Raw genomic sequence first — 23600 nt, 5'->3', positions numbered from 1 at the left:
GTGGATAAAAGAGAGTTAAGACCTTTACTTTCTATCCTATTACTATTTTTAATATTTTTCATTTGTGTCTTCCCTGTATCGGCTGCAAATGATGATGTCCGCATCCGACTTATTGATGGCAAGGGTATTTTCATTGAAACCAAGGGTGAATGGCAGTTCAGTCAGGGATATCTCTTTGTGGTCAAGGATGTGAGTGATGATGGCAATGTTTGGGTGGAACTTTCACTTGATGGTGTTGCTCTCAAAGATGAGATCCTGAGCGAAGGTTCTGTTTTTATCTACTCACATAATTCTAAAGAGATATTTAACATTACTCTGGATGCCATTTACTATGGGCCTGACGGTGAATTGATCACATTTATTCCGGTATATCAGTATCTTGATCCTTCATTACCTGCGCCTGTGTCTGAGGATCCGGGCAGTTCCCCGAACGTTCCGAATATTCCCGTTGAAAATAATAGTACGGCAGAGAACGTTCCAGGATTCAGTTTTGTTATGGCTGTTTTGAGTATGGCTTGCTTTGTAATTTTCAAACGTTTCTCCTGGAAATATTAATTGGAATTTAACAAGCATCATTTAACAAGTATTTTGATAATGTCGGAAATGGTCATGACGGATTGACTATGTCTATAGTTCTCTCTATCGATCTGACTAGGGTCTAACTGGATGTATGCTGAAAATAGGTCCTTGTAATGATGATGAACGTAAAAATGATCAATGATCAAATAACAACGTAAAATAAAAAATAAAAAATGAGATAATAAGCTTAAAGCTTAAGATCTCCCTTCTCCATCAATAATCTAAGGTCTTCAAGACTCATTCTTCCTGTCTTTTCAAACTTCTCTTTTGCAACAATGTGTTTCTCATCCAGTTTCTTCTCATCATGTTCAAGTTGGATCTCATTGAGCTTGTCAAGATATATGCTGAGTTCATCTCTGAGCTCTGATATCTTTGTTTTCAATGGATCGATCTTTTCCCTTATGGGTGAGACGACATCATAGGTCTCTTTGATCTGAGCATGATATAGATCTGCTTCTTTTCGAAGTCCATCGATCTTCTTGTAGGATGCAAGCATTGAAAGATGGTGTTTCTGTGACTCTTCTGCAAGTCCCTTTACATCCTTTCCAACAGTCCCATCGGCTTTGTAGATCGACTCTGATGATCTGTATGTTTCCACGATCTTGCTATGTAGCTCATCAGCCTGACTTGCAGCACCGATCCTCTCTCCAAGGTCGGAAAGTTTCTCGAAAATATCAATCTCATGTTTGAGGGGAATGTCTGCATTTAAGAACTTATCAAGTTCAGCAGCATATGCCTTTGACAGAGATTCAACACTTCCACGGGACTGCTTGTTGTATTCATCACGCTTTGTTTTAAGCTCGGTGATACTGCCGGTGACCTTGTCCTTTTCACTGCGGATCTCATCTCTTGTGCCCTTTATTTCTGAGATCTTCTCATTAGCGATATCACGAAGTTTCTTCTCTTCGCGTGCCTTTGTTGCAAGTTCCTTTACTTGCGCGTTAAGCTTGTCCCTTTTCTCTTTCAGCTCATCGATATTTGTGCGATGCAGCTTCAGATCTCTAAAAACACCTTTCAGGGTACGTTCGTTCTGTGTGATCTTCGTCCTGTAATCGTTAATTGTGTTCTTCAGGTCCTTTTCACTCATGGTTGATACATCTGTTGTGGTCATGCGTCAGCCTCCGGCGTGTTCTCTTCAGTGGCAGGATTCTTTCCCCAGTGCTCAAGGGCTTCATTATGGCTCTTTATTCTGTTCTCAAGCCATCCGTGGCGTGGTGAGATCGTCTTAAGTTCCTCAGTTGCTTTATGGAAGTTTTCGTCAAGGGCTTTAATGCCAATGGTCCCTGCAAGCTCATTGCTGGCTTCGATAGCACCATTGACCTTTGCTTTTATCTGTTGAACGGAGCTCTGGACGGTTTCATGTGTGCTCATGCCATCCAGCTTGGTCAATAGCTCATCAACAACTTGCTTTTCTTCATTGATGTCTATGAGGCGCCTGACCTTGGTAAATCCGTCATTTGCAGCATGCATCAGCTTGTTATCAAGCAGTTTGTCATCGATGTCAGTGAACATGTTCCCAAGAACGTTCTCTGCCTGATGGTAGAGCTGTTGACGTTTCTCTTTCAGAACCTCAATGCGGGTCAGGGTATCTTCTTTTTCCTGCTTTGAGGATTCTATCTGTTCTTTCAGTGTCTTTGATCTTCCATCGAGCTCGCTGAACTCTCTGTTGTATTCTTCCAGAAGACGCCTGTGCTTTGCGATCACGCTTTTGATAAGCTCATCTTTGTCAAGAATGGAAGTTTCATTACTCATATTACTTTCACTCATATTTACACCAATATTTTGATAAATGTAACATTAAATATAAAATTCATAATCTGTATATCTGGGCATGTGGTATGCCGTCTATGTATATGACGCATTCCGGATCAACGGCACCAGAATCAATGGCGCATTGAACTGAACGTGTTCCAAATATGTTTGCACTCGGAGCGTTCCTTATCGCTTGTATGATGGTCTCTTCGGATGCTATCTCTCCTTTGTAGAAACCTTCCGAGATATCGATCACAATTTCACCTTTGGTCAGCTTCTTTCCGACCAGTTCTTTGTCGCAAACAGCAACGAGGATCTGATTTGTGGATCTGTGTATTTTCAGGTACATATCTTCGCCTTATTATACTAATTTTATGTGCTTGCTATCGGGAGCTAACAGGTCTCCCTGCTTTTTCATCTTAGATATAAGCTCTTCAGCTCTTTCCCTACTTATTTCTTCGGTCTCAGCTTCTGCATATACCTCTTCAAGGGGTGCTTTTCCACCTGCGTGCCTGTCGCCGACACGTTTGATTATGTCTTTGATATGATGTATCTTGTCACGCTGACTCTTGCTGGTTCCTGATGCAATTACGTCCACGTCGAAAGCTCCGGTGTCGGGATCTACTCCGACCTGGCGCATACATGCCATGGATATTCGTGTGGTCCTTTTCGCATCATCAATAGTTACTACATCGCTTAAACGTATACGTGCGCTTGCTTCAGCAAGTCTTACAAGGGCTTCCAGTTGTCTTGCAGTGACTGGTACCGGTGAATCTTTGCCTTCTCCCTGTTTGCGCAGGTCAAGATAGTAATTAATGATATGGTCTCGGGCATCATCTTCCATTATAGGGAAGATCCTTCTCCTTGCGTACGCAACGTATTTTCTCAGCAAGTCGTTTTCAATGATGGGCATGATGACCGTCATATGAGAATCCACTTCTTCCTTTGTAACTGTTGAGTGTGGGACCCTCTGCCTTTGTTCGTTGAGCTCACCTGCATACTGGGATTTCAGTATGTGGTGTGCGATATTGCTGTCTTTGGTTCGGTCAGGTACATCAAGAAGTATAAAAATAAGGTCGAATCTTGAGATAAGGGCCGGAGGCATATTGATCTGTTCTGCAAGGCCTTCGTATTTATCGAACCTTCCATATTTCGGATTGGCTGCACCAAGTAATGCACATCTTGATTTCAATGTGGCAAGTATGCCTGCTTTAGCTACACTGATGGTCTGCTGTTCCATGGCTTCGTGCAGGGCACTTTTATCTTCCTTGCTCATCTTGTCCATCTCGTCAATTGCGGCAAGACCCATATCTGCCATGACAAGCGCACCGGCTTCCAGTGTCCAGCGTCCATCTCCGAGGTCATCCTTGACAGCTGCAGCGGTAAGACCACTGGACGATGCACTTTTACCTGAAGCAAAAACACCACGGGGTGATATCTTCACCATGTATCTGAGCAACTGACTTTTTGCGATACCAGGGTCACCAACAAGCAATATGTGTATATCGCCTCTGACCCTTGAACCGTCAGGTAGCATCTTAGGTACTGCTGAGAACAGCTGCATGCTGAGTGCTTCCTTTATGTCTTCATATCCGTAGATGGAAGGTGCGATGGAGCCTCTGATCATCTTATATATCTCAGGGTCTTTGCCCATCTCAACGATACGTTCTTCATCTTCCGGTGTTATGTCGAGCTCATCAAATTCCTGGTCTACGTATTCGATAGAATTGGCATGGAGAACAAGGTCGTAAAATGTCGATTTTCCTTCTCTTAACGTTCTCTGATGTGAACGAAGTACGCCATTGATGACAAGACGGTCACCAGGTTTAACAAGACCTGCCAGGTCGTCCTCTGCATCGATATCGATACTTTGTGGCTGACTACCACCTTTCAAGCTCTCAGGTGACTCCTGTACCTGGAGTTTTTGTGCATCTAAGAATGTTGATTGGTCTATAATAAGCTTGAATGGCCCTTTCTTGCCACAGGATTCATTTTCACAATCTGTAGGTTCTACGAACTTAGGGCCACCCTGTGGCTCAAAACTGGTGTTCTCACATCTCATGCACATGAATGCCGCATTTGTTATCTTTGGCCTGACCTCGGTAGCTTTGCGTATCATGCCTTCGATGGATATGAACTTTAGAAGATGTTTGCTTCGAAGGTCTCTGATAGCTACGCTATTCGGGACGTTTATGAACTGGACATGAACATCATCGAGGTCCTTCTCGATAGGTATGTCTATCTCCCTTAATGCCTGTTCAGCATAGGGTAGTACATCGTCCGGGTGTTCAAGTAGCTCGTATGCAAGGTCTGCATCGAATTGCTCGAGGTCGGGAAAATCAACAACGATACTTCTGATATCAGGGTACTCATTTGCCAGCAGGAGTATTTCATCCCAGTAATAGCGCTTAAGAAAATCCCTGAACTTTTCATCCCATTTTATTTCACTCATGTAATCCACATTATTATATTGAAATGATACCTCAGGTATCGGAGATACCAGAATACACTATGTACATATCAATATTTCGAGTCAATACTTTTAGAATGCTATCTTGCATGGTCCTGTTCATTTGATATGGTTCTGGACCTTTCCAAGAAATCCTCTTAATGTCTGCACTTCCCTTGGCATGAGCTGCGCCCTTCCGAATATTCTTTTAAACATCAGGTTAGTCTTTTCTTTTTTGTGTGCAGGGTACTCGATGTCATCAAGGACCTCGTCGATATGCTCATATAACAATCTCAGGTCGAATCCCTCTGCAAGACTGTTCTCACCTGCTGTTATCTGGCTCATTTCATAAAGTATGATGGTGACAGCATGTGAAAGGTTCATTATCGGATAGGTTTCGGATGTCGGTATGCTTACTATCACATCGCTGAGTTTAAGTTCCTCGTTAGTGAAACCGTTGTCTTCCCTTCCAAAAAGGACTGCAACAGTTCCATTTGTTCCGCAGAACTTTTCCTTTAGTTCCCTTGGGGTGTATGGTGGCATACGGATATGTTCATCGATTTTCAGTCCTGTGATGCCGGTGGTTGCAATGACTATATCACTGCCTTCAAGGGCCTCTTCGATGGTATCAACTATCTTTGCTCCATCAAGGACATCGTATGCATGGGATGCAAGTGCTCTTGCTTCCATTTTTAGTTTGCAGGGATTTACGAGCGTCAGGTCATGGAACCCGAAGTTCTTCATGGCTCTTGCAACCGATCCTACATTTCCCTGATATAAAGGTTCTACAAGGATTATTTTCAGATCTAATGTCATCCATTCTCTGAATATCTCCAATACATGTATATTTTGCGCAACTACGTACCAATGTTATCCAATATCAGTAAAGGCTATTTTTTAATAAGAATGAAATTCCTATGGAAGGTATTTCTATGCACAAACTGTCATTTAATTGCAGTTCTGTTCCGTATTCCATAAACATTATTACTGATTCTGATCATCTTATAATTGCAAATTTGATTTAGGAGGTACATTAAATGAGTTTACAAGATATTCTGAAAGCTACTTTTAAAGGTGAGACCACTGAAGTTGGATGGTACTTTGCAATGTCCAGGCAGGCAGAGCGCGAAGGTCATTTTGAAGCTGCTCTTTACTTCCGCCAGATCGCAATGGATGAAGCATGGCATGCAGCAGAGGTTGCTGAGCTCCTGGGTCTTGTAAAGGACACAACTGTCGAGAACATTGAAATGATGCTCGAAGGTGAGACAATGGCAGAGGGTGAGAAGGCAGAGGCTGCAAAGATCGCTCATGAAGAAGGTAACGAAGCTGCCGCATTGTTCTTTGCAAAGGCATCACTTGATGAGGCGAGGCATAAATCAGGTCTTGCAGGGCTTCTCAAGAAAATTAAATGAATTCCATACTTGTGACATAACGTGCATATATCGGAATTGGGATGATGGCATCGGACATACTTGATAAAAAAGCTATTCTGCAGCGGGATAGGGATATCTATGCCATTGTCCCACAGACTCCGGCAGGTATTATTAGCGTTGATGGATTGCAGCGTGTTGTGGATGTTGCAAAAAAATATAATGCTACCCTTAAATTCACTTCTGCACAGCGTGTAGCTATTATCGGATTAATGGAAAGTGATCTTGATGCTGCATGGTCTGAACTTTGTATGGAGCCTGCAGCATCGATCGGAAAGTGTGTGCGAAGTTAAAGGTGTGTCCTGGGATCGATAATTGTAAACGTGCACAACAGGATGCTCTGTCTTTAGGACTGGTCCTTGATGAACTCTATCATGGTATGCAATTGCCTTCCAAGTTCAAGATGGCGGTGAGCGGTTGTATGAATTCCTGTTCTGAACCTGCGGTGAGGGATATAGGCGTAATGGGTACTCCGAGGGGATTTACTTTGCTGGCAGGGGGCAATGCAGGAATAAGGCCACGTATTGGTGATGTGGTCGCTGAAGGGCTGGATGAGTCTGAAGTTCTTGAAATGGTTGACCGGATCATTGAATTCTATATGAGCTCTGCTAAGAAATATCGTCTGGGCAGACTTATCGATGACATTGGGCTAGAGGCTTTTAAGAGTGAGATCGGTCTTTTATGATATGTTTTTCTTACATATTAATGGCGAATTTAATATGGCTCGAATAAATTTTCGATGAATGCTATCTCAGGTTTTCCTACATCCTGGGTCTGGCCACTTTCTCTGAAATTATTTATGGATGTGATCTGAATGTGGCATTATTTCTACATTCAATTTTAAATTGGACCTTGTTCCAAAATATTTACTAAAGTGATTGCTTTGATGCGTTTTCTTACTTTTGCTGTAAGTTCTGTTTATGAAAATGTTTAAATATAATTGGTTCTACCAATACACAAATCATATTTAATATCACGATAATTTTTAGAAAGATATAATAGTGTCACATCTTGGCAATATCAGGAGGATAATTTATGAGTATGGAATATTATAGTGGACTTTCTGCGGATGTCACAAACAGTTTCGGAATGCTTACCGAATCTATGAGGATCACATTCGCAGCGGTCATGATCATGGCCACGATTGCTATAGCGATCTTCATGATCGGTATGTACATAAATCTTAAAAAATGGGGCTTAGGCGCTGAAGGATATGGTCTTAAACCTTCCAATGGAAGCATCTTTACCTTCCCTAAAACCCTGGCTTATCAGATGAGTGCAAAAGGGCACGGTCATGGTCAGAATATCTTTTCAACATTGATCTTTGATGCTCTTCTTCAGAGGCGTGCTCTAAGACGCAGTCCTGGTAGATGGGTAATGCACCTTGCTATCTTTGGAGGCTGGATCGCACTATGTATTATGTCAGTTGCGATGTTCGCTGTGGAAATTATTCACATGGTGGGTATTCACATTCTCGATCCTGCAGATTTCAGGGAAATGCTCAGTGTTCCTAATGACGTATTTAGTTATATTCTTTTGATCGGTATCATTATTGCTATCTTCAGGAGACTCTTTGTTGCAAAGGCTCGTGAGAGTACCATTGCTTTCGATTCAGTCCTTCTTGTCGGACTTACTATCATTGTAGTTACAGGGTTTGTTGCTGATGGTATCAGGAACGGTACCCTCTGGGGTCTGGGGATGCATTCTGACCTTGCACCACCTGCATCACTGTTCCACGTTGTGATCTCATTACTATTCTGTATCGCATATATTCCATTCAGTAAGTACATGCATATGATCGCAGGTCCACTTACCCTTATGGCTAACAAGGGAGGCGAATAATCATGAAAGGCGAACCTTCAATTAACACTAATAACCTTACAGCTGTCCAGCTCATGGAGATTGACGCATGTGTACGCTGTGGCGAGTGTGTCAACTGGTGTCCAACCTACGATGCTTCTAACAAAGATCCCGGACTCGCACCAAGGGACAAGATCCTCAGGTGGGGTCAGTTCATGAACAAGTCCTATGGTCTGCGTGCCAGACTGTTTGGTCCAAAAGCAATTCCTGAGGAAGATATCGCGCAGTTCAAGGATGATGTTTACAAGTGCACTACCTGTGGAATGTGTGCTACAGTTTGTGAGGTAGGTATCAACACTATCGAGTTGTGGGAATCTATGCGTGCAAACCTTGTCAAACGTGGTAATGGTCCATACGGTAAGCAGGGAATGTTCGTAAAGCTCATCGGCGAGTACAGTAATCCGTACATGGCTGACAACAAGGACAGGCTTAACTGGATCCCTGATGATGTAAAGATCGCTGACAAAGCAGAAATCCTTTACTTTGGTGGTTGTACTGCAGAACTGAGGCAGACAAAGCTGGCATTTGCTACAGCACGTGTCCTTAACTATCTTGGAATCGAGTTCACAATGCTTGGTGAGGATGAGGTATGTTGCTGTTCCGCACTTGTCAGGACCGGTCAGTACGAGATCGAGGATATTGCACGTAAAGCTGCAAGGAAGAATGTTGACGGTATCGTTGCAAAGGGTGCAAAGAAAGTTTTGTATGCATGTGCTGGTTGCTACCGTACTTCTCTTGTAGACTGGCCAAGGTTACTTGGTGAAGAAATGCCATTCGAGATCATCCATATCACAGAGTTCCTTGAGGATCTTATCAAGGAAGGTAAGCTTGAATGGACAAAGCCATTTGATAACCTTACAGTAACATACCACGACCCATGTCACCTTGGACGTCACGTTGGTGTATATGAGCCACCAAGGTTCGTGCTTAACGCGATTCCCGGTCTGAACCTTAAAGAGATGGACCGTATCAAGGAGAACCAGCGCTGCTGTGGAGCTGGCGGTGGTGTAAAGGCTGGAGTTCCTGATCTTGCTCTCGGTGTTGCTGAAACTCGTGTTCAGGATGCCCTTGCAAAGAATCCGGATATCCTTTCAAGTGCATGCCCGTTCTGTAAGAGGAACCTTTCTGATGGAAGGGACTCCCTTGGTGCAGATGAGCTTGTTGTTGAGGATGTTATTGTTCTGACGGCTGAAGCACTTGGAATTTCACTTGATGATTGTGTGGAGAGCTGATATCTCTACCTTTCGTTAATTTTTTTTATGTTCTTTTTTATTTTTACTCAGTTCTCTTTCACAGTTACTTTTAAATATTGCTACCTACTCTCTCTGGCTCATGGAAATTCCCTATGAACTTCTGGGTAAGCTATTCGTATATATGCTTCTCTTTGCTCTACTGGGGATTGTTGTGGCATTGCTTGTTGGATTTTACAGTTTTAAGAATAAAAAGGTCATTTTTCCTAATTTTGTTCTTTTCATGCTTTATCTGTTCTACTCCCCTGCCAAATGGATGTGTGGCGTCTTCTCGATAAGGGATACTCTTGTAGATGAGATCCTCATTGAGATTAGAAATGCTGTAATGCTTGATGAATTTGTCAGGGCAACAGGCACAAGGGCCATATTTTTACCTCAGTGTATGCGTCATGCTAATTGTAGGGCCAGATGTGATCCGATACTTGGCTATGAGTGTAAAAAGTGTGGTCTATGTGACATTGGCAGTATCTGTGAAGCTGCCGATGAACGTGGGTTCAGGGTTTATGTGATTCCTGGCGGCAGTTTTGTAAAGAAGATTATGAAAGCACACAAGCCTGGTTCCTGTATAGGGGTAGCCTGTTACAATGAGCTTTCTGAATCCATGGAAGAAATATCGTTCATGCCTGTTCAGGGTGTTTGCCTTTTGAAAGATGGTTGCTTCAATACAAAAGTGGATGTTCTCGAAGTGATCGAAAAAATGGAGCTCTGCAATGTATAATTTTATAGGCAAATTGTTATTGGTTCTTTTAGTGTTGTCTGTGTTTGTTTCAGCATTATCTCTTTATGCTAGTCGTGTAAGCCTTACTCGAAATGTCTGGTTATCCGGCCTTTTTGCGAATGTATTGGATTTCTTCTTCCTTCCGCTTAAATATTTCTTTTGTAAGTTTTCTGACCCGCGAAAACTTGACAAGTGGATGGTCTCTTTGAAAAATTCCGCACACATGTCAGATTTTTCAAAGACGAAAAAGCGGCTGATGTTCGTCCCACATTGCATGCGTTCACTTGATTGTCCTGCATACGCAACGAAATATGGGATACAGTGCAAGTCCTGTGGTAAGTGTGTTATGGATAAACTGAAAGAAGATGCAAATGAATATGGCTATGATCTCTATATTGTAACGGGTTCTTCTTTTGTTAAAAACATCTTAACTGATCATTATGCAGACGGAGTTCTGGTAATTGCATGTGATTATGAGATCAACAAGGGTATGAGATCCCTTGCAGGGACCAGTGTTGTGACGTATGGTATTCCTATGCTCAATGACGGATGTTACAACACAATGGTAGATGATCAGCTGGTCACTGATACTCTGGAAATGTTTGCATGATCCAATTTCAATCGAATCATCGGTGTTCTTTTGTTCCATGATCAAAAATAAGTTGGTTGTGAGTGAGGAGAGTAAGCTCCCTTCTGTTGATGCAAAGTTTCCCGCCAGCAGGGCTGACTCGGGAATGGTCCTTGCGGACACTTGCATTGACGATATTCGGCTACGCGTTAATAAATTCGGGGCAGTCCAGAAACCTGCTTGATCCCTACTCCAACTTGCATCCACGAGGTTTCGCCGTTCCATCCACGTTCCATACGACCTCAACCTTTCAGTATCATAGCATTGGTATGGTGTGGTATCGTTTCTGTGCCAGAGCCCGGGTTCTCACCCGACACCCTTCACAGGTGTTCGTGTATCTGGATGATGGGGAGACTTTCCTCAGGTCAAAGACCCGGCGATCGTCCTTCCTCTCTCGTTTTCATCACGGGATGGGTTGTATATATAGTTAGCGATATCCACAATAACTCCTCATTATAAAAATTATTATAACTGTTTTATTATTTACGATATGTTTATCTACTATTATTAAGAAATTACTTATTATATATTAAAGAAGCACAAATGATGTGGGTGGTAGAAATGATCAAAAAATCTCTATTAATTACTGGGCTTCTTGTCATCCTGATATCGATGGTCAGTGTGGCAAGTGCAAGTGAAATATATAATGTGACAAATCCAAAGGACACGCTTTCATGCGGGGATGTGGATGTCGGTGTGATCATTGACGGTAATAACGTAACTGTAGATGTTATATATCTATCACCTACATACCTTTCAGGTGATACTACCATCAAAACATTTGGCTTGAACACTGTAGGGCTCACTGAAGCTAATATAACGGGTATTACTGGTGCAACTCAACAACTGAGTGGTGTTGACAGCTTTTCTTCTGAATTTGGTGATTTTAATACGACTGTTGGTTTTGTTACCAGTGAAAAGACCCTTGGTCCTATTACAATAACATTCGATGGTCCTGTGGTGGTTGTACCGAACACTCCTCAAAACTTTAATGCTGCTGTGCATCTTATTGGTCTTGATGAAGGTCTAAGTGTCAAAGTTGCAGATGGTGAGTGTGAAACCCAGCAAATTCAGCAAATTCCCGAATTCCCAACAATTGCACTTCCAATCGCAGCAATTCTTGGACTGTCCTTAATTTTCATGCGACGTAAAGAATAAGTTGGGGGAATGAACGAGCATCTTTACAGATGTTCCTCTATCTTTCTTTTTGGTTTTTATGTCTGCTAATTGTCTTTTTTGTCAAGCTGCAAAAGTATAAATGTTAGCAATCACATATCTCCCATTGTTAAGTTTTGTCTGAATATTTTTTATTTTTGTTTCTTCCTGTGTGGTACAGGTTGATCCATGTAATATTCAGTGGTGGAAATATGGCTGATAAGACCGTTCTCAATCATTATAAGGAAATGGTGGAAAAGACAAAACAACTTCATTTGGAATTGATGGTCCTGTCATCAAAAATGAGTTGTATTGTTGATCGGATCTATGCTGAGTTGCCGGATGATGCAGTCGCTGAATCTTTGGGTTTGGTGGGGTCCGGGGATCTGTCCAATGATCAGTCTTCCAACTCTGAATCATCTGCTCCTCATCTAAAGAACGTATTGGATACTGATCACTTATAATTGCTTTAGTTACGCAATTTGTGATCTGAAATGCATGTATATTATTTGATTGGAACCTGTGGTATCATTTATAATAATATGGAGATGGCCAATATGGATGAAAAGAAAAGACGTCGCTTTTTCGATGAATTCTTTGAAAATGAGTCATTTGAAGATGTTACTGACATGATAGAAAATATCCTGGATGCTATCGAGGCCGATCTGGAGGAGTTTTCGGGAAAGCCAAAGATCTATGGTTTTTCTATAACACATCGCCCTGGGGAAGATCCAGTTGTGCGTGAGTTAGGCTCTGTCCCAAATGCAGATCAGGATGATCTTGCTGAAGGTTCCTGTATGGGGCTATCTAGGTCGGAACCTCTGGTGGACATTATTGAAACTGATGATAACGTCCATTTCATGGCAGAGCTTCCTTGTGTGGAAAAAGAGGATATCAAACTGAGTGCAGAAGAAATGACCTTGCACATTTCTGCATCTCGTGGCGATTGGTCATATATTAGGACGTTTGACTTGTTGATGTCTGTATATCCAGAGTCTGCAAAAGCGACTTTCAATAATGGTGTACTTGAGGTTATCTTTAAACGCCGTCTTCTGGATGATGCATATAAGATCGATATTGAATGATATGTCAATTACAGACTGTCTAAATATACATCACATTTATGTATTTTCTTAACTCAGTGTTAACTATAAATTGTCTTACCTGGATCTATGGAAGGAGTTCTGACACTTTGAATGAGAAAATACTGGTCGTCGATGATGAGAAAGATACTATCTTTCTTGTAAGGTCTATTCTTGAACCGGAAGGTTTTGAGGTCTTCGGGGCAGGTGGGGGCGCGGAGTGTTTGAAAATGCTCGGATCTGTGAAACCGGATGCGATACTGCTGGATATTATGATGCCCGATATGGATGGTTGGGAAACGTTCCACAAGATCCGAGCGGATGATCTTGACGTTCCCATCTGTATTATCTCTGCTAGATCACAGAATTTTGACCGGATGCTTGGTCTGAATGTTCTGAATGCGACTGACTATGTCAATAAACCATTTGATACCGAAGACCTTATCGGGCGTGTCAAAGCAATTTTTGGAATGAGTTGATCCTTTTTCTTTTTTACTTCGTTGTTATTGGCTGCGATCGTTGCTTGATATTCTTGGTTTGCAGATGATCGCTTTCCCACCTTTGGCAAAAAGGTGTACTGTTCTGTTTCCGGTCAGTCCATTCTCAACTTCTTTTCGAATATCCCAATATTTCTCTGGCTTTATCCCAGCCCTTAAAATAACGGTCCCTACACTATCTTTTTTCAAGAGGCTGTTGATAATTTTTGCATCCATCTCAGTTACATACTTTATTTCATAACTATTCTTGGCAAGTGGGTGATCTAAGGGCTCTTCTGATGTAAAAAGACTTCTCTTCTGGTCGATTTCGAACAACTGAACATCAGTTGTGTTATTTTCGATTAGAGCATTTGCCAATTCAGGAAGTAGTTCTGCTTTAATGACGGATGGTTCCGGCTCACATGCATATGCTTGTATCTTGTTCGTTATTGAAAGTTCGGATCTTTTGTGTTCCGAGTCTATCCTTGCTTCTGCCGGGAGTGCAACTGCAGATCTGTCGCATGTCTTTATGTCTCCAAAGTACAGGTTCAGGCGGTTCAGCTGCCCGTCCAATGATAGGTATTCTTTTTCACAATCGAACTGAATTCTTTCAGGTGTCAGCTGGGGTGGTGCTTCGAATGCGAAATTGTTTGTAATTTTGGAATATGCTTCCAATACTTTGGGTATTCCTGGTTGAAGGCTCGAGAGTCTTCTTTCATCTTCTGATGGTGGTCTTGCAGGATCAGAAAAAAGTACGTCCAGTTTTGGTATCTGGTCGATGACGTCTTCTGAAAGTGCATCCCCGCAAATGAATTCTACATTATCGAGGCCATAACGTTCGCAATTCCTCTCTGCATATTCTATCTTTTTGGGATCTATCTCTATTGCATAGACCTTTTCACATTCCTTTGCAAAGAATATCGTCTGTCCACCTATTCCACAACTGATGTCTGCGATGGTCTTGCATTTGAGCCGTTTTGCCCTGTACTTTGCAACTACTTCCGGCGTGGCAAAACGGATACCATCATTGTCAGCTTTCATCCTTTTATCAAATATTTTTTTTCGTGACACAATTATCAGTCTGGAAAATAGCTCAATCAATTTAAAGTAATCTCATGCTATCCTGGAATAATCCGATATCTTTATTTAGATGTCTTTGTTCTATAGTGGATATTGGTGCTAGTGTTGATGTACTGTATGGCAAATTGCACTTTTTTGTGAAATTCCCTGTTGAGTTGTGTTTAATATACTGTTTTTTGGGGGAATATGTGCAACACCTTTATATACGGAATATTACATTTAGACGTTCTAAGTTAGGATTGATTGTGTAATTTGGCATTGCTATTATTACATCATTGAAGATCATAACGTAGGAATAAGCAAGTGTGAAAAGTCGGGTTTGACAGTAAGTGTTCATGGGCCTCTTCTCGGAATGCCCTTCTTTGTGTACAAATGTGCATTGAGGAATGCTAACTGGCTAAATCTTCTAGAGATGATTGAGGACGGACGGACCGGCAATCTATCAGGTCAGTCCAGTATGTTAGTTATCTTGCTTCCTGCGTGACTGTATGTGATCGATCTGCCAGTGGTTCTATTTGAGCTGGGCAGGGGTATCAGTACATCACGTAAGATTATACTTTTCTAATTGTCTTGTCCTACATCATGAATAAATGAAACATTGTTTCAAAAATAATTGAAATAGGAGGAGAATATAAATGGCAAAAGGACACAGACCAAGGCGAGGTTCACTTGCATACAGTCCACGCAAGCGATCACAAAGTCACATACCAAGGTTTAGATCATGGCCAGAGTCAGACGCTGAACCAAAGCTTCAGGGCTTTGCAGGTTACAAGGTAGGTATGACCCATGTGATCATGATCGACGACGTTAAGCACAGTCTTACAGAGGGTACTGAAATATCCGTTCCTGTGACTGTCATCGAGACCCCAGCAATCCGTGTTGCAGCAATTCGTGCATATGGCAAAGACACCAATGGTGAAATCGCTATTGCAGAAGCATGGACGGACGTTCTTGACAAGGATCTTGGCCGCAGGCTCAAGACCGCAAAGAACCCTGACGTGAATGCATCACTTGAGAAGCTCGAGGCTCTTGTTGAAAGCGGACGTGCAAAGGATATCAGACTCATCACATACACTTTACCATCTACTCTTACCGGTGTACCTAAAAAGGTCCCTGATGTGATGGAAACTGGTGTAAGTGGCGCTGATGTAAAAGCAAAGTTCGAGTATGCTAAAACAGTTCTGGGTACAATGGTAGAGATCTCTGATGTATTTGACAGCGGCAAGATCGTCGATGTCGCAGCGATCACTACTGGACATGGTACACAGGGTCCTGTAAAGAGATGGGGCATCAACCTAATGAAGAACAAACACTCCCGTCAGGGAAGTTTGAGACAGGTAGGTACACTCGGTCCATGGACTCCTGCACACGTGAGCTGGAGAGTTCCACAGGCAGGTCAGATGGGCTATCACCAGAGAACCGACTACAACAAGAGGATCTTGAAGATGTCCTCTGATGTTGATGAGGTCAATCCAGCTGGTGGTTTTGTTAACTACGGTCTTGTTCGTGGAAACTACATCCTTATCAAAGGAAGTGTTCCAGGTCCATCCAAAAGGTTGATCAGACTCAGGGAGCCAACAAGGTCAAAGGTATCCAGCATTGGCGAGCCTCAGATCATGCACGTTAGCACTCAAACACTGCAGGGGTGATGTGAATGACAACAGCAAATATTATAGATTTATCAGGAAATTCCAAAGGCGAGATTGCATTGCCGGAAGTTTTCAGTGAGATTTTCAGACCTGACCTTATCAAGAAGGCGGTCCTCTCTGCTCAGGCAAACAGACTCCAGCCATACGGTACCAAGCTCTATGCAGGTATGCAGACGTCAGCACATTCCTGGGGATCAGGAAGAGGCGTTGCACAGGTTCCGAGGATCTCAAATGGTAGTCGTGTCGCAAGAATTCCACAAGCAGTGGGAGGTAGGCGTGCACATCCACCAAAGACAGAGACCGACCGTACAGAGAAGATCAACAAGAAGGAAAAGCGTCTTGCAGTCAGATCTGCAATTGCAGCAACTATCGATGCTGACCTTGTAAAGGCCCGTGGTCACAAGTTCACTGCAGAGGTTCCTTTCGTTGCAGATGATGCTATCGAAGGTCTTGTAAAGATCAAAGAGGTCATCAGTTTCCTTCAAGCAACAGGTCTTTATGATGATATTATCCGCGCTAAAGAGGGTAAACACATAAGGGCAGGTAAAGGTAAACGCAGGGGACGTAAGTACAAGAACCGAAAGAGCGTTTTGATCGTCACAGGCGAAGAAAGTCCACTCAGCAAGGCAGCAAACAACCTTCCAGGTGTTGATGTTGCAACAGTAACTGCTCTTAACGCAGAGCTTCTTGCACCAGGTACCCATGCAGGCAGACTTACAGTCTGGACCCAATCTGCAATAACTAACATGGAGGGTATGTTCTTATGAATGCTATCAGATATCCATTCATCACTGAAAAAGCAATGATGCTCATGGACGAAAATAAGCTTCAGTTCGTTGTTGACACACGTGCTAACAAGACTCAGGTGGAAAACGATGTGGTTAAGATGTATGGCTTTACTGTGAAGTCTATCTGTACCATGACCACAATGAAAGGCTTGAAAAAGGCACTGGTGACATTCAATGAGCCGGATGCTGCACATGAGATCGCAACAAGGATCGGATTGGTGTGAGGTGAAAGTCCATGACTAAACGAATTATATCCCAGAACAGAGGTCGTGGAAGTCCAACATACAGGGCTCCATCCCATAAGTATAAAGCTGAACTTAAACACCCACGTGTGGATGAGGAAAGCACTCTAAATGGTACAGTTATCGGTATCGAACATGACCCTGCAAGGTCAGCTCCGATTGCAATGGTCGCTTTTGAGAACGGAAAGAAGCAGTTTATAGTTGTTCCTGAGGGAATTTCTGTTGGCGAAAATCTTTCCTGCGGTGTTTCCGCAGAGGTCAAGCCAGGTAACACGCTTCCTCTTGCAGAGATCCCTGAAGGTATCCCTATCTGTAACATTGAATCCAAACCAAACGATGGTGGGCAATTTGCACGCTCCTCAGGTGTTTATGCAACACTTGTATCCCGTGAGCTAAGCAAAGTAATTGTCAGGATGCCATCCGGTGTGTTGAAGTGGTTCCATCCAAAATGCAGAGCAACGATCGGTATTGTTGCTGGTGGCGGTAGGATTGACAAACCATTCCTTAAAGCAGGAAAGAAATACCACAAGATGAAAGCAAGGGCAGCTAAGTACCCTCGTGTATCAGGTGTTGCTATGAACGTTGTCGATCACCCATTCGGTGGAGGTAACAGAAAGCATCCAGGTAAGCCGACCACAGTCAGCAGGAATGCACCACCAGGTAGAAAGGTTGGTCATATCGCAGCACGCAGGACCGGAAAAAAGTAAAGAGGTATTAACATGGCAAAAAAATCAACTTCAAGGTTACCAAAGCGAAAAGGAGAATATACCTTCCGTGGTAAAACGGTAGCACAGCTCCAGGAAATGAGCTTTGAGGATTTTGCAGAACTCTTGCCTGCACAGGAACGCCGGTCTATACGCCGGGGTTTTTCTGATTCACAGATGGGAATTCTACAACAGTTCAGAGACGGAAAGGAAAGTGTGCGTACTCATTACAGGAACATGATTATCTTCCCTGAAATGATCGGCAAGGCTCTCGAGGTCTATAACGGCAAAGAGTTCGTGAAGATCGAGGAGATCATGCCTGAAATGATCGGGCACAGGTTCGGTGAATATTCACCTACTCGTAACAGGGTTTCCCACGGAAGCGCTGGTGTCGGTGCAACACGTTCCAGTAAGTTCGTACCATTGAAATAAGGTGATATGAATGGCAAGGATCAAATATACTACAGAGCTTGATGCTGAGACCAGTGCGAAAGCAATGGGTTCAGAGCTTCACATTTCACCTAAGAAATCCCGTGAACTCTGCAAGGCTATCAAGGGTATGCGCACAAAAGCAGCAAGACAATATCTTGAAGATGTTGTTATCTTGAAGCAGGCAGTACCTTTCGGAAGGCACAATGACAGCTTAGGTCACAGAAAGGGACCAATGGCAGCAGGCCGCTATCCTGTAAAGGTGGCATCTGAGATGCTTAAGTTGCTCAAAAATGCAGAAAGTAATGCAGAATATAAAGGCTTAAACCCGGAACATATGTTCATTGCACATACAGCAATGAACCGTGGCCGTGTGATCCATGGTATGAGACCAAGGGCTCGCGGAAGGGCAAGTCCAGAGAACACAGAAACTGTAAATCTTGAGATGATCATAAGCGAGGTGCTCTAATGGCTGTAGAGAAAAAGTTTGTTCAGGATGGATATGTAAAAGCATCCATGGATGAATATTTTGCAAAACAACTCAGCAGGGCTGGCTATGGTGGTATGGATATCAACCGTACTCCTATGGGAACCCAGATCACAGTATATGCTGAAAAACCAGGTATGGTTATTGGAAAGGCTGGAAAGGTAATCAGGAAGCTCACTCGTGATGTAGACCGATTATACGATCTGGACAATCCTCAGATCGATGCACAGGAAGTCAAGAGGCCGGAACTCAATGCACAGATGATGGCATCAAGACTTGCATCCTCCATCGAACGTGGATGGTACTTCAGAAAGGCTGGACACAACACCATGCGTGCTGTCATGAATGCTGGTGCACTTGGCTGCGAGATTGTCATCTCTGGTAAATTGACTGGTTCAAGGTCAAGGGTAGAGAAGATGGTCAATGGTTACATCAAACATGCAGGAAAGCCTGTCGATGATATAGTCGATGATGGTTTTGCTGTCGCTGTCAAGAAACTCGGTACCCTTGGTTGTAAAGTACGTATCATTCACCCAGATGCAGTTCTTCCAGACTCATACAGGTTGAAGAACGCCGAAGAACTTGGTTCATTGGTTTCTACTCCTGTTGAAGAAGAGAAGAGCGCAGGTATCGAGGAACTCGTTGAGGTAGAAGCTAAAGGTGAAGTCGCAGAAGCTGAGGGAGCAGTAGTCGAAGAAGCAGCAAAGGCTGAAGCTGAGACCGTTGAAGAGACAGTTGAAGAAGTGGCAGTATCCGAAGTAGAAGCTGATGTAATTACCGGCGAATCTGTTACCGAGGAAGGAGAAGAGCGCCGTGAAGTCAACGGTGTGTGGCAACACAAACATGGTGGCCACGATTACTGGCATCCAACCGGACGTATGCACAGGGAGGGCTGATCATGGCAATTCTTCGTACAAAAGAAATAAGGGACATGACCCCTCACGAACGTGAGGATGAGCTTGTAAAGATCCGCGGTGAACTTATCCGTGAACGTGCACTTGCATCTGCAGGTGGCGCTCCTGATAATCCTGGCAGGGTCGGAGAGCTTAGAAGGACAGTCGCAAAGATAAAGACGATTCAGCACGAATTAAAGGAGATCTGAATTGGAAGCATCGCCTTCTAATTTGATCTTTCACGAGCTTATCGGGCTTTATGCGGAAGTATTTGAGTCAACAAATCCCAAATTAATCAATATTTGTGGCAGAGTAATAAACGAGACGCGCAATATGCTTGTTATCGAAACGGAAGATATGCACGAAAAAATGGTTCCAAAGAACGGGACAACGTTTGTGTTCAATCTTCCATCATCATCTGCCGATCACGATCAACGTGTTAAAATATACGGGACATTATTGCTCTCACAACCCGAGAATAGAGTCAAGAACATTAGGAAAATTCGCATGAGGTAATAATCATGGCAAAAGACATTGGATTGGATATACCAGAGCCAACAAAGGAATGTGATGATATTTATTGTCCATTCCATGGCGAACTCTCCGTAAGGGGGCAGATCCTCGTCGGTACTGTTGTAAGCGACAAGATGGATCGTACAGTGGTAATTCAACAGAGGCGTGAAAAGCTTATAAATAAATTCCAGAGATATGAGAAGAGGCAATCAAAGATCCACGCTCACAATCCACCTTGCATTGATGCAAAGGTTGGAGATATTGTGACCATCGTGGAATGCCGACCTCTCAGTAAAACAAAATCATACGTAGTTGTCAAGGCGGAGGTGAAGGCATGAGGGGTATTCGTTCAAAGATCCCACGTGCACTGAATGCTGGCGCTAAGATAGAATGTGTTGATAATACTGGAGCACGTACTGTAGAGATTATCTCTGTCAAGAAGTACAGAGGTGTAAAGAACAGGATGCCTAAAGGAGGCATCGGTGACATGTGTGTTGTATCTGTAAAGAAGGGTACTCCGGAAATGCGTAAGCAGATCCTTTACGCAGTCATTGTACGCCAGAAGAAGGAATTCCGTCGTCCAGATGGGCTCAGGGTCGCATTCGAGGACAATGCTGTAGTTATCGTGGATGACAAAGGCATTCCAAAAGGAACTGATATCAAAGGTCCTGTTGCAAGAGAAGCAGCAGAAAGGTTCCCTAAGATCGGTACAACTGCATCTATGATTGTGTGAGGTGTTAAATATGGTATCAAAACAGCCAAGGAAACAGAGAAAAGCACGTTACGAGGCTCCACTTCACATGAAGCAGAAGTACATGGCGGCACCTCTGTCAAAGGACCTTCGTGGTAAGTACGGTCGCAGTGCAAATGTCATTGTAGGTGACACTGTAATTGTGATGCGTGGCGACCATGCAGGTGTTAAAGGAAAGGTCGAGGCATTATCCTTGAAGAGCGGAACAATTGTTGTAGAAGGTGTTTCTGTCAGCAAGGTGGATGGAACCGAGGTTCCAAGGCCGATCTATCCTTCAAATGTGATGATCACATCACTAGAAATGAACGATAAACGTAGAGATTCAATATTATCAAGAGGTAGGTGAATTCGTGGCCACTCATCAAAAGAGGATATCTGTCCCAAAAAGTTGGCAGATTTCAAAGAAATCCAACAAATGGATAACATCCACAAGGCCTGGTCCTCACAACAGACTCCAGAGCATCCCATTAGCAGTCATACTCAGGGATATGCTCGGTGTTGTCGATAACCGCGCAGAAGCAAAGAGAGTACTCTCTGAAGGCAATGTACTTGTTGACGGAGTAGCAAGAAAGGACCTTAGGTTCCCTGTAGGTCTGATGGATATTATTACCATCCCATTGAACAACGTGGAATACCGCGTAATGCTCGATGGAAAGAGCAGACTTGTGCTGAACAAACTTGATGGAACAGGTGCTGACAAATTGTGCCGCATTGAAGGTAAGACCTCTATCAAAGAAGGTAAGACCCAGATGCGTCTTAACGATGGTGTCAATATCATTGGTTCCAACGATTACAACACCAAGGATTCAATAGTCCTGTCCGTTCCAGACAAAAAGATCGTCAAACACATCAAATATGAAGTGGGCAATCTTGCAATGATCGTTGGTGGAAGCCATGCAGGCGAAGTTGGATCTATCAAAGATATCAACACAGTGAAAAGTTCCAAGAACAACACAGTTACTATTTCCGGTGAGACCGAATTCGAGACCATCGAAGATTATGTGTTCGTGATCGGTGAATCCAAGCCAGAGATCTTCATAGGTGGTGAAACTGTTGAGTAATCCAATGAGAAATCCTAAGGTCGAGAAGGTAGTCGTCCACATGGGCGTTGGTGAAAGTGGTCAGCACCTTGTTGATGCAGAGAGTATCCTTGAGACAGTTACCGGACAGACAGTTGTCAGGAGCTATGCAAAGAGGACACTTCCAGCATTCACTATCAAAAAGGGAGAACCTATCGGATGTAAGGTCACACTTCGTGGCGAAGCAGCAGAAAGTTTTCTTGAGACTTCATTGGGAATCGTTGAAAGAAAGATCGACGAATCTCAGTTCGATATCTTTGGTAACGTTTCATTTGGTGTTGAAGAGCACACCGATTATCCAGGCATGAGATACGATCCAAACATCGGTATCTTTGGAATGGATATCGCTGTGATTGTAAATCGTCCTGGTTACAGGGTGAGCAAAAGAAGGATCGCAAAACGAAAGATACCAACTTCCCACAAGATCACAAAAGAGGATACGATATCTTTCTTTAAGGATAAGTATGCTGTGGAGGTAGAATGATGACTCAGACAGTGAAGAATTTTGGAAGAGGCGCAAACGAGTGTAAAAGATGCGGCAGAAAGCAGGGTCTTGTGCGCAAGTATGGGATCTATCTTTGCAGGCATTGTTTCAGGGAAATTGCCCATGACATGGGATTTGAAAAATATTCGTGAGGTGAACAGATATGGTATTATTAGATCCTCTTGCTGATGCGTTATCTATGATCAAGAACGCAGAAGCTGTTGGTAAAGATTCCTGTACGATCAGACCTGCATCAAAACTCATTGGAAATGTCCTTAAGGTCATGAATGACCGTGGATATATCGGTGATTTTGAGTTCGTAGAAGATGGTAAGGCTGGAGTTTATACAGTTGAACTTATTGGACGTATTAACAAATGTGGAGCTATCAAGCCACGCTACTCCGTAGGAGTAACTGAGTTCGAGAGATGGGAGAAACAATTCCTTCCTGCTAAGAACTTTGGTGTATTGATCCTCACAACCCCTAATGGAGTAGTCTCCCAGTACGAGGCTCGTGAGAACAATGTCGGTGGTCAGTTATTATCATTTGTATACTAAGATTAAGGGTGAGATGATATGGCAAAAGAAATCAAGAAAATAATCTCGATTCCTGAAGGTGTGACAGTGACGTTTGAGAAGCACGTCCTGTCTGCTTCAGGGCCCAAAGGTACCAATACAAGATTCTTGTGGTATCCAGGCGTGAATATTGAAGTGAACGGTTCAGAAATTATCGTTGACTCTGCTTCATCGAGGAAAAAACAGAGAGCAATGGTTGGAACATATACCTCCCACATCACCAATATGATGAAAGGTGTTGTGGATGGTTTTGAGTACCATATGAAAGTGGTCTACTCTCACTTTCCAATGCAGATCAAGGTCAATGGCAAGCAGTTCGTCATCAACAATTTCCTTGGTGAGAAGAAGCCTAGGGTATCAAATATCCTCGGTGAAACCTCTGTAAAGGCAAGCGGCGATGAGGTAATTGTTTCCGGTATCAACAAGGAAGATGTCGGCCAGACCGCTGCTAACATTGAGCAGAAGACCAAGATCAAGCGCTTCGACCCACGTGTGTTCCAGGATGGTATATACATCGTAGACAAGCGAGTGTAAGAGAGATATTGTAG

33 protein-coding genes, 1 other RNA gene and 1 pseudogene are annotated in these 23600 nt (G+C 43.1%); 28 read left to right on the top strand and 7 right to left on the bottom strand.

Annotation, left to right across the window (positions count from 1 at the left end):
• Entirely contained in the window at positions 1 to 555 is a 555-nt protein-coding gene (locus KDK67_RS02340) for a hypothetical protein (RefSeq protein WP_250867230.1), read from the top strand.
• Positions 556 to 766: 211 nt separating this feature from the next.
• On the opposite strand, the gene KDK67_RS02335 is transcribed toward KDK67_RS02340, so the two are convergent.
• The 5 genes from KDK67_RS02335 to KDK67_RS02315 form a co-directional block, all read right to left on the bottom strand.
• Positions 767 to 1690 carry a coiled-coil protein gene (locus tag KDK67_RS02335; protein WP_250867229.1) on the bottom strand — a complete coding sequence of 308 codons (924 nt, stop codon included), beginning with the start codon at positions 1688 to 1690 and terminating at the stop codon, positions 767 to 769.
• Positions 1687 to 2346 (bottom strand): hypothetical protein, encoded by a 660-nt coding sequence (locus KDK67_RS02330; protein ID WP_250867228.1) that lies wholly within the window; start codon positions 2344 to 2346, stop codon positions 1687 to 1689. Before KDK67_RS02330 ends, KDK67_RS02335 begins: the two co-directional genes overlap by 4 nt.
• Before the next feature lie 43 nt (positions 2347 to 2389).
• Positions 2390 to 2680: a DUF424 domain-containing protein gene (locus KDK67_RS02325; protein ID WP_250867227.1), complete on the bottom strand. Its 291-nt coding sequence runs from the start codon at positions 2678 to 2680 to the stop codon at positions 2390 to 2392.
• Positions 2681 to 2692: 12 nt separating this feature from the next.
• Positions 2693 to 4783 carry a minichromosome maintenance protein MCM gene (locus KDK67_RS02320; RefSeq protein ID WP_250867226.1) on the bottom strand — a complete coding sequence of 697 codons (2091 nt, stop codon included), beginning with the start codon at positions 4781 to 4783 and terminating at the stop codon, positions 2693 to 2695.
• 117 nt (positions 4784 to 4900) lie between these two features.
• Positions 4901 to 5596 carry an RNA methyltransferase gene (locus tag KDK67_RS02315; protein ID WP_250867225.1) on the bottom strand — a complete coding sequence of 232 codons (696 nt, stop codon included), beginning with the start codon at positions 5594 to 5596 and terminating at the stop codon, positions 4901 to 4903.
• A 221-nt stretch (positions 5597 to 5817) separates the two neighbouring features.
• Here KDK67_RS02315 and KDK67_RS02310 point away from each other — a divergent pair, with 221 nt between their 5' ends.
• From KDK67_RS02310 to KDK67_RS02285, 6 genes and pseudogenes are all read left to right on the top strand, one after another.
• Positions 5818 to 6192 carry a ferritin-like domain-containing protein gene (locus tag KDK67_RS02310; protein ID WP_250867224.1) on the top strand — a complete coding sequence of 125 codons (375 nt, stop codon included), beginning with the start codon at positions 5818 to 5820 and terminating at the stop codon, positions 6190 to 6192.
• A gap of 44 nt (positions 6193 to 6236) precedes the next feature.
• A pseudogene (locus KDK67_RS02305) lies at positions 6237 to 6895 on the top strand (NAD(P)/FAD-dependent oxidoreductase).
• A 350-nt stretch (positions 6896 to 7245) separates the two neighbouring features.
• Positions 7246 to 8052, top strand: coding sequence for an NUDIX hydrolase (locus tag KDK67_RS02300; RefSeq protein ID WP_276575035.1), 807 nt, complete (start codon positions 7246 to 7248; stop codon positions 8050 to 8052).
• Complete coding sequence (locus KDK67_RS02295; protein WP_250867258.1) at positions 8052 to 9302, top strand: (Fe-S)-binding protein; 1251 nt, start codon at positions 8052 to 8054, stop codon at positions 9300 to 9302. The genes KDK67_RS02300 and KDK67_RS02295 overlap by 1 nt, the downstream gene beginning before the upstream one ends.
• A 100-nt stretch (positions 9303 to 9402) precedes the next feature.
• Positions 9403 to 10038: a DUF116 domain-containing protein gene (locus KDK67_RS02290; RefSeq protein ID WP_250867223.1), complete on the top strand. Its 636-nt coding sequence runs from the start codon at positions 9403 to 9405 to the stop codon at positions 10036 to 10038.
• Positions 10031 to 10648, top strand: a complete 618-nt coding sequence (locus tag KDK67_RS02285; protein ID WP_250867222.1) for a DUF116 domain-containing protein — start codon at positions 10031 to 10033, stop codon at positions 10646 to 10648. Before KDK67_RS02290 ends, KDK67_RS02285 begins: the two co-directional genes overlap by 8 nt.
• A gap of 60 nt (positions 10649 to 10708) precedes the next feature.
• Here KDK67_RS02285 and rnpB read toward each other — a convergent pair.
• Positions 10709 to 11062: RNase P RNA component (gene rnpB / locus KDK67_RS02280), an RNA gene on the bottom strand.
• Positions 11063 to 11227: 165 nt separating this feature from the next.
• Between rnpB and KDK67_RS02275 the strand changes: the two genes are divergently transcribed.
• From KDK67_RS02275 to KDK67_RS02260, 4 genes are all read left to right on the top strand, one after another.
• Positions 11228 to 11824 carry a PEF-CTERM sorting domain-containing protein gene (locus KDK67_RS02275; RefSeq protein ID WP_250867221.1) on the top strand — a complete coding sequence of 199 codons (597 nt, stop codon included), beginning with the start codon at positions 11228 to 11230 and terminating at the stop codon, positions 11822 to 11824.
• A gap of 209 nt (positions 11825 to 12033) precedes the next feature.
• The gene (locus tag KDK67_RS02270; protein WP_250867220.1) at positions 12034 to 12285 is read left to right on the top strand and encodes a hypothetical protein; all 252 of its coding nucleotides are present in this window, start codon (positions 12034 to 12036) and stop codon (positions 12283 to 12285) included.
• A 93-nt stretch (positions 12286 to 12378) separates the two neighbouring features.
• A complete protein-coding gene (locus KDK67_RS02265) occupies positions 12379 to 12906 on the top strand; it encodes an Hsp20/alpha crystallin family protein (protein WP_250867219.1) in 528 nt (175 codons plus the stop codon).
• 107 nt (positions 12907 to 13013) lie between these two features.
• Positions 13014 to 13382: a response regulator transcription factor gene (locus tag KDK67_RS02260; RefSeq protein ID WP_250867218.1), complete on the top strand. Its 369-nt coding sequence runs from the start codon at positions 13014 to 13016 to the stop codon at positions 13380 to 13382.
• A gap of 24 nt (positions 13383 to 13406) precedes the next feature.
• On the opposite strand, the gene KDK67_RS02255 is transcribed toward KDK67_RS02260, so the two are convergent.
• The gene (locus KDK67_RS02255; protein WP_250867217.1) at positions 13407 to 14450 is read right to left on the bottom strand and encodes a methyltransferase domain-containing protein; all 1044 of its coding nucleotides are present in this window, start codon (positions 14448 to 14450) and stop codon (positions 13407 to 13409) included.
• Between the two features lie 644 nt (positions 14451 to 15094).
• Here KDK67_RS02255 and rpl3p point away from each other — a divergent pair.
• Genes rpl3p through rpl6p form a run of 17 tightly spaced genes read left to right on the top strand, consistent with a single transcriptional unit; the run spans position 15095 to position 23586 of the window.
• Positions 15095 to 16108 carry a 50S ribosomal protein L3 gene (gene rpl3p, locus KDK67_RS02250; RefSeq protein WP_250867216.1) on the top strand — a complete coding sequence of 338 codons (1014 nt, stop codon included), beginning with the start codon at positions 15095 to 15097 and terminating at the stop codon, positions 16106 to 16108.
• A 5-nt stretch (positions 16109 to 16113) separates the two neighbouring features.
• A complete protein-coding gene (rpl4p, locus tag KDK67_RS02245; protein WP_250867215.1) occupies positions 16114 to 16875 on the top strand; it encodes a 50S ribosomal protein L4 in 762 nt (253 codons plus the stop codon).
• On the top strand, positions 16872 to 17120 hold the full coding sequence (locus KDK67_RS02240) for a 50S ribosomal protein L23 (RefSeq protein WP_250867214.1): 249 nt from the start codon (positions 16872 to 16874) through the stop codon (positions 17118 to 17120). Before rpl4p ends, KDK67_RS02240 begins: the two co-directional genes overlap by 4 nt.
• An 11-nt stretch (positions 17121 to 17131) precedes the next feature.
• Complete coding sequence (locus KDK67_RS02235) at positions 17132 to 17845, top strand: 50S ribosomal protein L2 (RefSeq protein ID WP_250867213.1); 714 nt, start codon at positions 17132 to 17134, stop codon at positions 17843 to 17845.
• Between the two features lie 12 nt (positions 17846 to 17857).
• The gene (locus KDK67_RS02230; protein WP_250867212.1) at positions 17858 to 18274 is read left to right on the top strand and encodes a 30S ribosomal protein S19; all 417 of its coding nucleotides are present in this window, start codon (positions 17858 to 17860) and stop codon (positions 18272 to 18274) included.
• Positions 18275 to 18284: 10 nt separating this feature from the next.
• Complete coding sequence (locus KDK67_RS02225) at positions 18285 to 18740, top strand: 50S ribosomal protein L22 (RefSeq protein WP_250867211.1); 456 nt, start codon at positions 18285 to 18287, stop codon at positions 18738 to 18740.
• Positions 18740 to 19654, top strand: coding sequence for a 30S ribosomal protein S3 (locus KDK67_RS02220; protein ID WP_250867210.1), 915 nt, complete (start codon positions 18740 to 18742; stop codon positions 19652 to 19654). The genes KDK67_RS02225 and KDK67_RS02220 overlap by 1 nt, the downstream gene beginning before the upstream one ends.
• A gap of 2 nt (positions 19655 to 19656) precedes the next feature.
• On the top strand, positions 19657 to 19860 hold the full coding sequence (gene rpmC, locus KDK67_RS02215) for a 50S ribosomal protein L29 (protein WP_250867209.1): 204 nt from the start codon (positions 19657 to 19659) through the stop codon (positions 19858 to 19860).
• A 1-nt stretch (position 19861) separates the two neighbouring features.
• Positions 19862 to 20167, top strand: coding sequence for a ribonuclease P protein component 1 (rnp1, locus tag KDK67_RS02210; RefSeq protein ID WP_250867208.1), 306 nt, complete (start codon positions 19862 to 19864; stop codon positions 20165 to 20167).
• Between the two features lie 5 nt (positions 20168 to 20172).
• A complete protein-coding gene (locus KDK67_RS02205) occupies positions 20173 to 20502 on the top strand; it encodes a 30S ribosomal protein S17 (protein WP_250867207.1) in 330 nt (109 codons plus the stop codon).
• Entirely contained in the window at positions 20499 to 20897 is a 399-nt protein-coding gene (locus KDK67_RS02200) for a 50S ribosomal protein L14 (RefSeq protein ID WP_172368496.1), read from the top strand. The genes KDK67_RS02205 and KDK67_RS02200 overlap by 4 nt, the downstream gene beginning before the upstream one ends.
• Positions 20898 to 20907: 10 nt before the next feature.
• Positions 20908 to 21261, top strand: a complete 354-nt coding sequence (rplX, locus tag KDK67_RS02195; RefSeq protein WP_250867206.1) for a 50S ribosomal protein L24 — start codon at positions 20908 to 20910, stop codon at positions 21259 to 21261.
• 4 nt (positions 21262 to 21265) lie between these two features.
• On the top strand, positions 21266 to 21976 hold the full coding sequence (locus tag KDK67_RS02190; RefSeq protein ID WP_250867205.1) for a 30S ribosomal protein S4e: 711 nt from the start codon (positions 21266 to 21268) through the stop codon (positions 21974 to 21976).
• Positions 21977 to 21980: 4 nt separating this feature from the next.
• Positions 21981 to 22478 (top strand): 50S ribosomal protein L5, encoded by a 498-nt coding sequence (locus KDK67_RS02185; RefSeq protein WP_250867257.1) that lies wholly within the window; start codon positions 21981 to 21983, stop codon positions 22476 to 22478.
• Complete coding sequence (locus KDK67_RS02180; protein ID WP_011498203.1) at positions 22478 to 22630, top strand: 30S ribosomal protein S14; 153 nt, start codon at positions 22478 to 22480, stop codon at positions 22628 to 22630. Before KDK67_RS02185 ends, KDK67_RS02180 begins: the two co-directional genes overlap by 1 nt.
• 11 nt (positions 22631 to 22641) lie before the next feature.
• Complete coding sequence (locus KDK67_RS02175) at positions 22642 to 23034, top strand: 30S ribosomal protein S8 (protein ID WP_250867204.1); 393 nt, start codon at positions 22642 to 22644, stop codon at positions 23032 to 23034.
• A gap of 18 nt (positions 23035 to 23052) precedes the next feature.
• Positions 23053 to 23586 carry a 50S ribosomal protein L6 gene (rpl6p, locus tag KDK67_RS02170; protein ID WP_250867203.1) on the top strand — a complete coding sequence of 178 codons (534 nt, stop codon included), beginning with the start codon at positions 23053 to 23055 and terminating at the stop codon, positions 23584 to 23586.
• Positions 23587 to 23600 lie beyond the last annotated feature (14 nt).

This window comes from Methanococcoides seepicolus (genome assembly GCF_023684405.1).
Lineage (GTDB): Archaea > Halobacteriota > Methanosarcinia > Methanosarcinales > Methanosarcinaceae > Methanococcoides > Methanococcoides seepicolus.
Note: the sequence above shows the minus strand (reverse complement) of the source record. Positions and strands in the feature narration are given on the sequence as shown.

What these genes read in the sequence shown, in the direction of transcription:
- rplX (WP_250867206.1), top strand. Translation starts at nt 20,908, where the DNA reads ATGGTATCAAAACAGCCAAGGAAACAGAGAAAAGCACGTTACGAGGCT.
- KDK67_RS02235 (WP_250867213.1), top strand. Translation starts at nt 17,132, where the DNA reads ATGACTAAACGAATTATATCCCAGAACAGAGGTCGTGGAAGTCCAACA.
- rpl4p (WP_250867215.1), top strand. Translation starts at nt 16,114, where the DNA reads ATGACAACAGCAAATATTATAGATTTATCAGGAAATTCCAAAGGCGAG.
- KDK67_RS02205 (WP_250867207.1), top strand. Translation starts at nt 20,173, where the DNA reads ATGGCAAAAGACATTGGATTGGATATACCAGAGCCAACAAAGGAATGT.
- KDK67_RS02270 (WP_250867220.1), top strand. Translation starts at nt 12,034, where the DNA reads ATGGCTGATAAGACCGTTCTCAATCATTATAAGGAAATGGTGGAAAAG.
- rpl6p (WP_250867203.1), top strand. Translation starts at nt 23,053, where the DNA reads ATGGCAAAAGAAATCAAGAAAATAATCTCGATTCCTGAAGGTGTGACA.
- KDK67_RS02225 (WP_250867211.1), top strand. Translation starts at nt 18,285, where the DNA reads ATGGCAAGGATCAAATATACTACAGAGCTTGATGCTGAGACCAGTGCG.
- KDK67_RS02185 (WP_250867257.1), top strand. Translation starts at nt 21,981, where the DNA reads ATGAGAAATCCTAAGGTCGAGAAGGTAGTCGTCCACATGGGCGTTGGT.
- KDK67_RS02315 (WP_250867225.1), bottom strand. Translation starts at nt 5,596, where the DNA reads ATGACATTAGATCTGAAAATAATCCTTGTAGAACCTTTATATCAGGGA.
- KDK67_RS02310 (WP_250867224.1), top strand. Translation starts at nt 5,818, where the DNA reads ATGAGTTTACAAGATATTCTGAAAGCTACTTTTAAAGGTGAGACCACT.
- KDK67_RS02200 (WP_172368496.1), top strand. Translation starts at nt 20,499, where the DNA reads ATGAGGGGTATTCGTTCAAAGATCCCACGTGCACTGAATGCTGGCGCT.
- KDK67_RS02275 (WP_250867221.1), top strand. Translation starts at nt 11,228, where the DNA reads ATGATCAAAAAATCTCTATTAATTACTGGGCTTCTTGTCATCCTGATA.
- KDK67_RS02240 (WP_250867214.1), top strand. Translation starts at nt 16,872, where the DNA reads ATGAATGCTATCAGATATCCATTCATCACTGAAAAAGCAATGATGCTC.
- KDK67_RS02230 (WP_250867212.1), top strand. Translation starts at nt 17,858, where the DNA reads ATGGCAAAAAAATCAACTTCAAGGTTACCAAAGCGAAAAGGAGAATAT.
- KDK67_RS02285 (WP_250867222.1), top strand. Translation starts at nt 10,031, where the DNA reads ATGTATAATTTTATAGGCAAATTGTTATTGGTTCTTTTAGTGTTGTCT.
- KDK67_RS02320 (WP_250867226.1), bottom strand. Translation starts at nt 4,783, where the DNA reads ATGAGTGAAATAAAATGGGATGAAAAGTTCAGGGATTTTCTTAAGCGC.
- KDK67_RS02265 (WP_250867219.1), top strand. Translation starts at nt 12,379, where the DNA reads ATGGATGAAAAGAAAAGACGTCGCTTTTTCGATGAATTCTTTGAAAAT.
- rpl3p (WP_250867216.1), top strand. Translation starts at nt 15,095, where the DNA reads ATGGCAAAAGGACACAGACCAAGGCGAGGTTCACTTGCATACAGTCCA.
- KDK67_RS02220 (WP_250867210.1), top strand. Translation starts at nt 18,740, where the DNA reads ATGGCTGTAGAGAAAAAGTTTGTTCAGGATGGATATGTAAAAGCATCC.
- KDK67_RS02330 (WP_250867228.1), bottom strand. Translation starts at nt 2,346, where the DNA reads ATGAGTGAAAGTAATATGAGTAATGAAACTTCCATTCTTGACAAAGAT.
- KDK67_RS02180 (WP_011498203.1), top strand. Translation starts at nt 22,478, where the DNA reads ATGACTCAGACAGTGAAGAATTTTGGAAGAGGCGCAAACGAGTGTAAA.
- KDK67_RS02335 (WP_250867229.1), bottom strand. Translation starts at nt 1,690, where the DNA reads ATGACCACAACAGATGTATCAACCATGAGTGAAAAGGACCTGAAGAAC.
- rpmC (WP_250867209.1), top strand. Translation starts at nt 19,657, where the DNA reads ATGGCAATTCTTCGTACAAAAGAAATAAGGGACATGACCCCTCACGAA.
- KDK67_RS02175 (WP_250867204.1), top strand. Translation starts at nt 22,642, where the DNA reads ATGGTATTATTAGATCCTCTTGCTGATGCGTTATCTATGATCAAGAAC.
- KDK67_RS02325 (WP_250867227.1), bottom strand. Translation starts at nt 2,680, where the DNA reads ATGTACCTGAAAATACACAGATCCACAAATCAGATCCTCGTTGCTGTT.
- KDK67_RS02290 (WP_250867223.1), top strand. Translation starts at nt 9,403, where the DNA reads ATGGAAATTCCCTATGAACTTCTGGGTAAGCTATTCGTATATATGCTT.
- KDK67_RS02300 (WP_276575035.1), top strand. Translation starts at nt 7,246, where the DNA reads ATGAGTATGGAATATTATAGTGGACTTTCTGCGGATGTCACAAACAGT.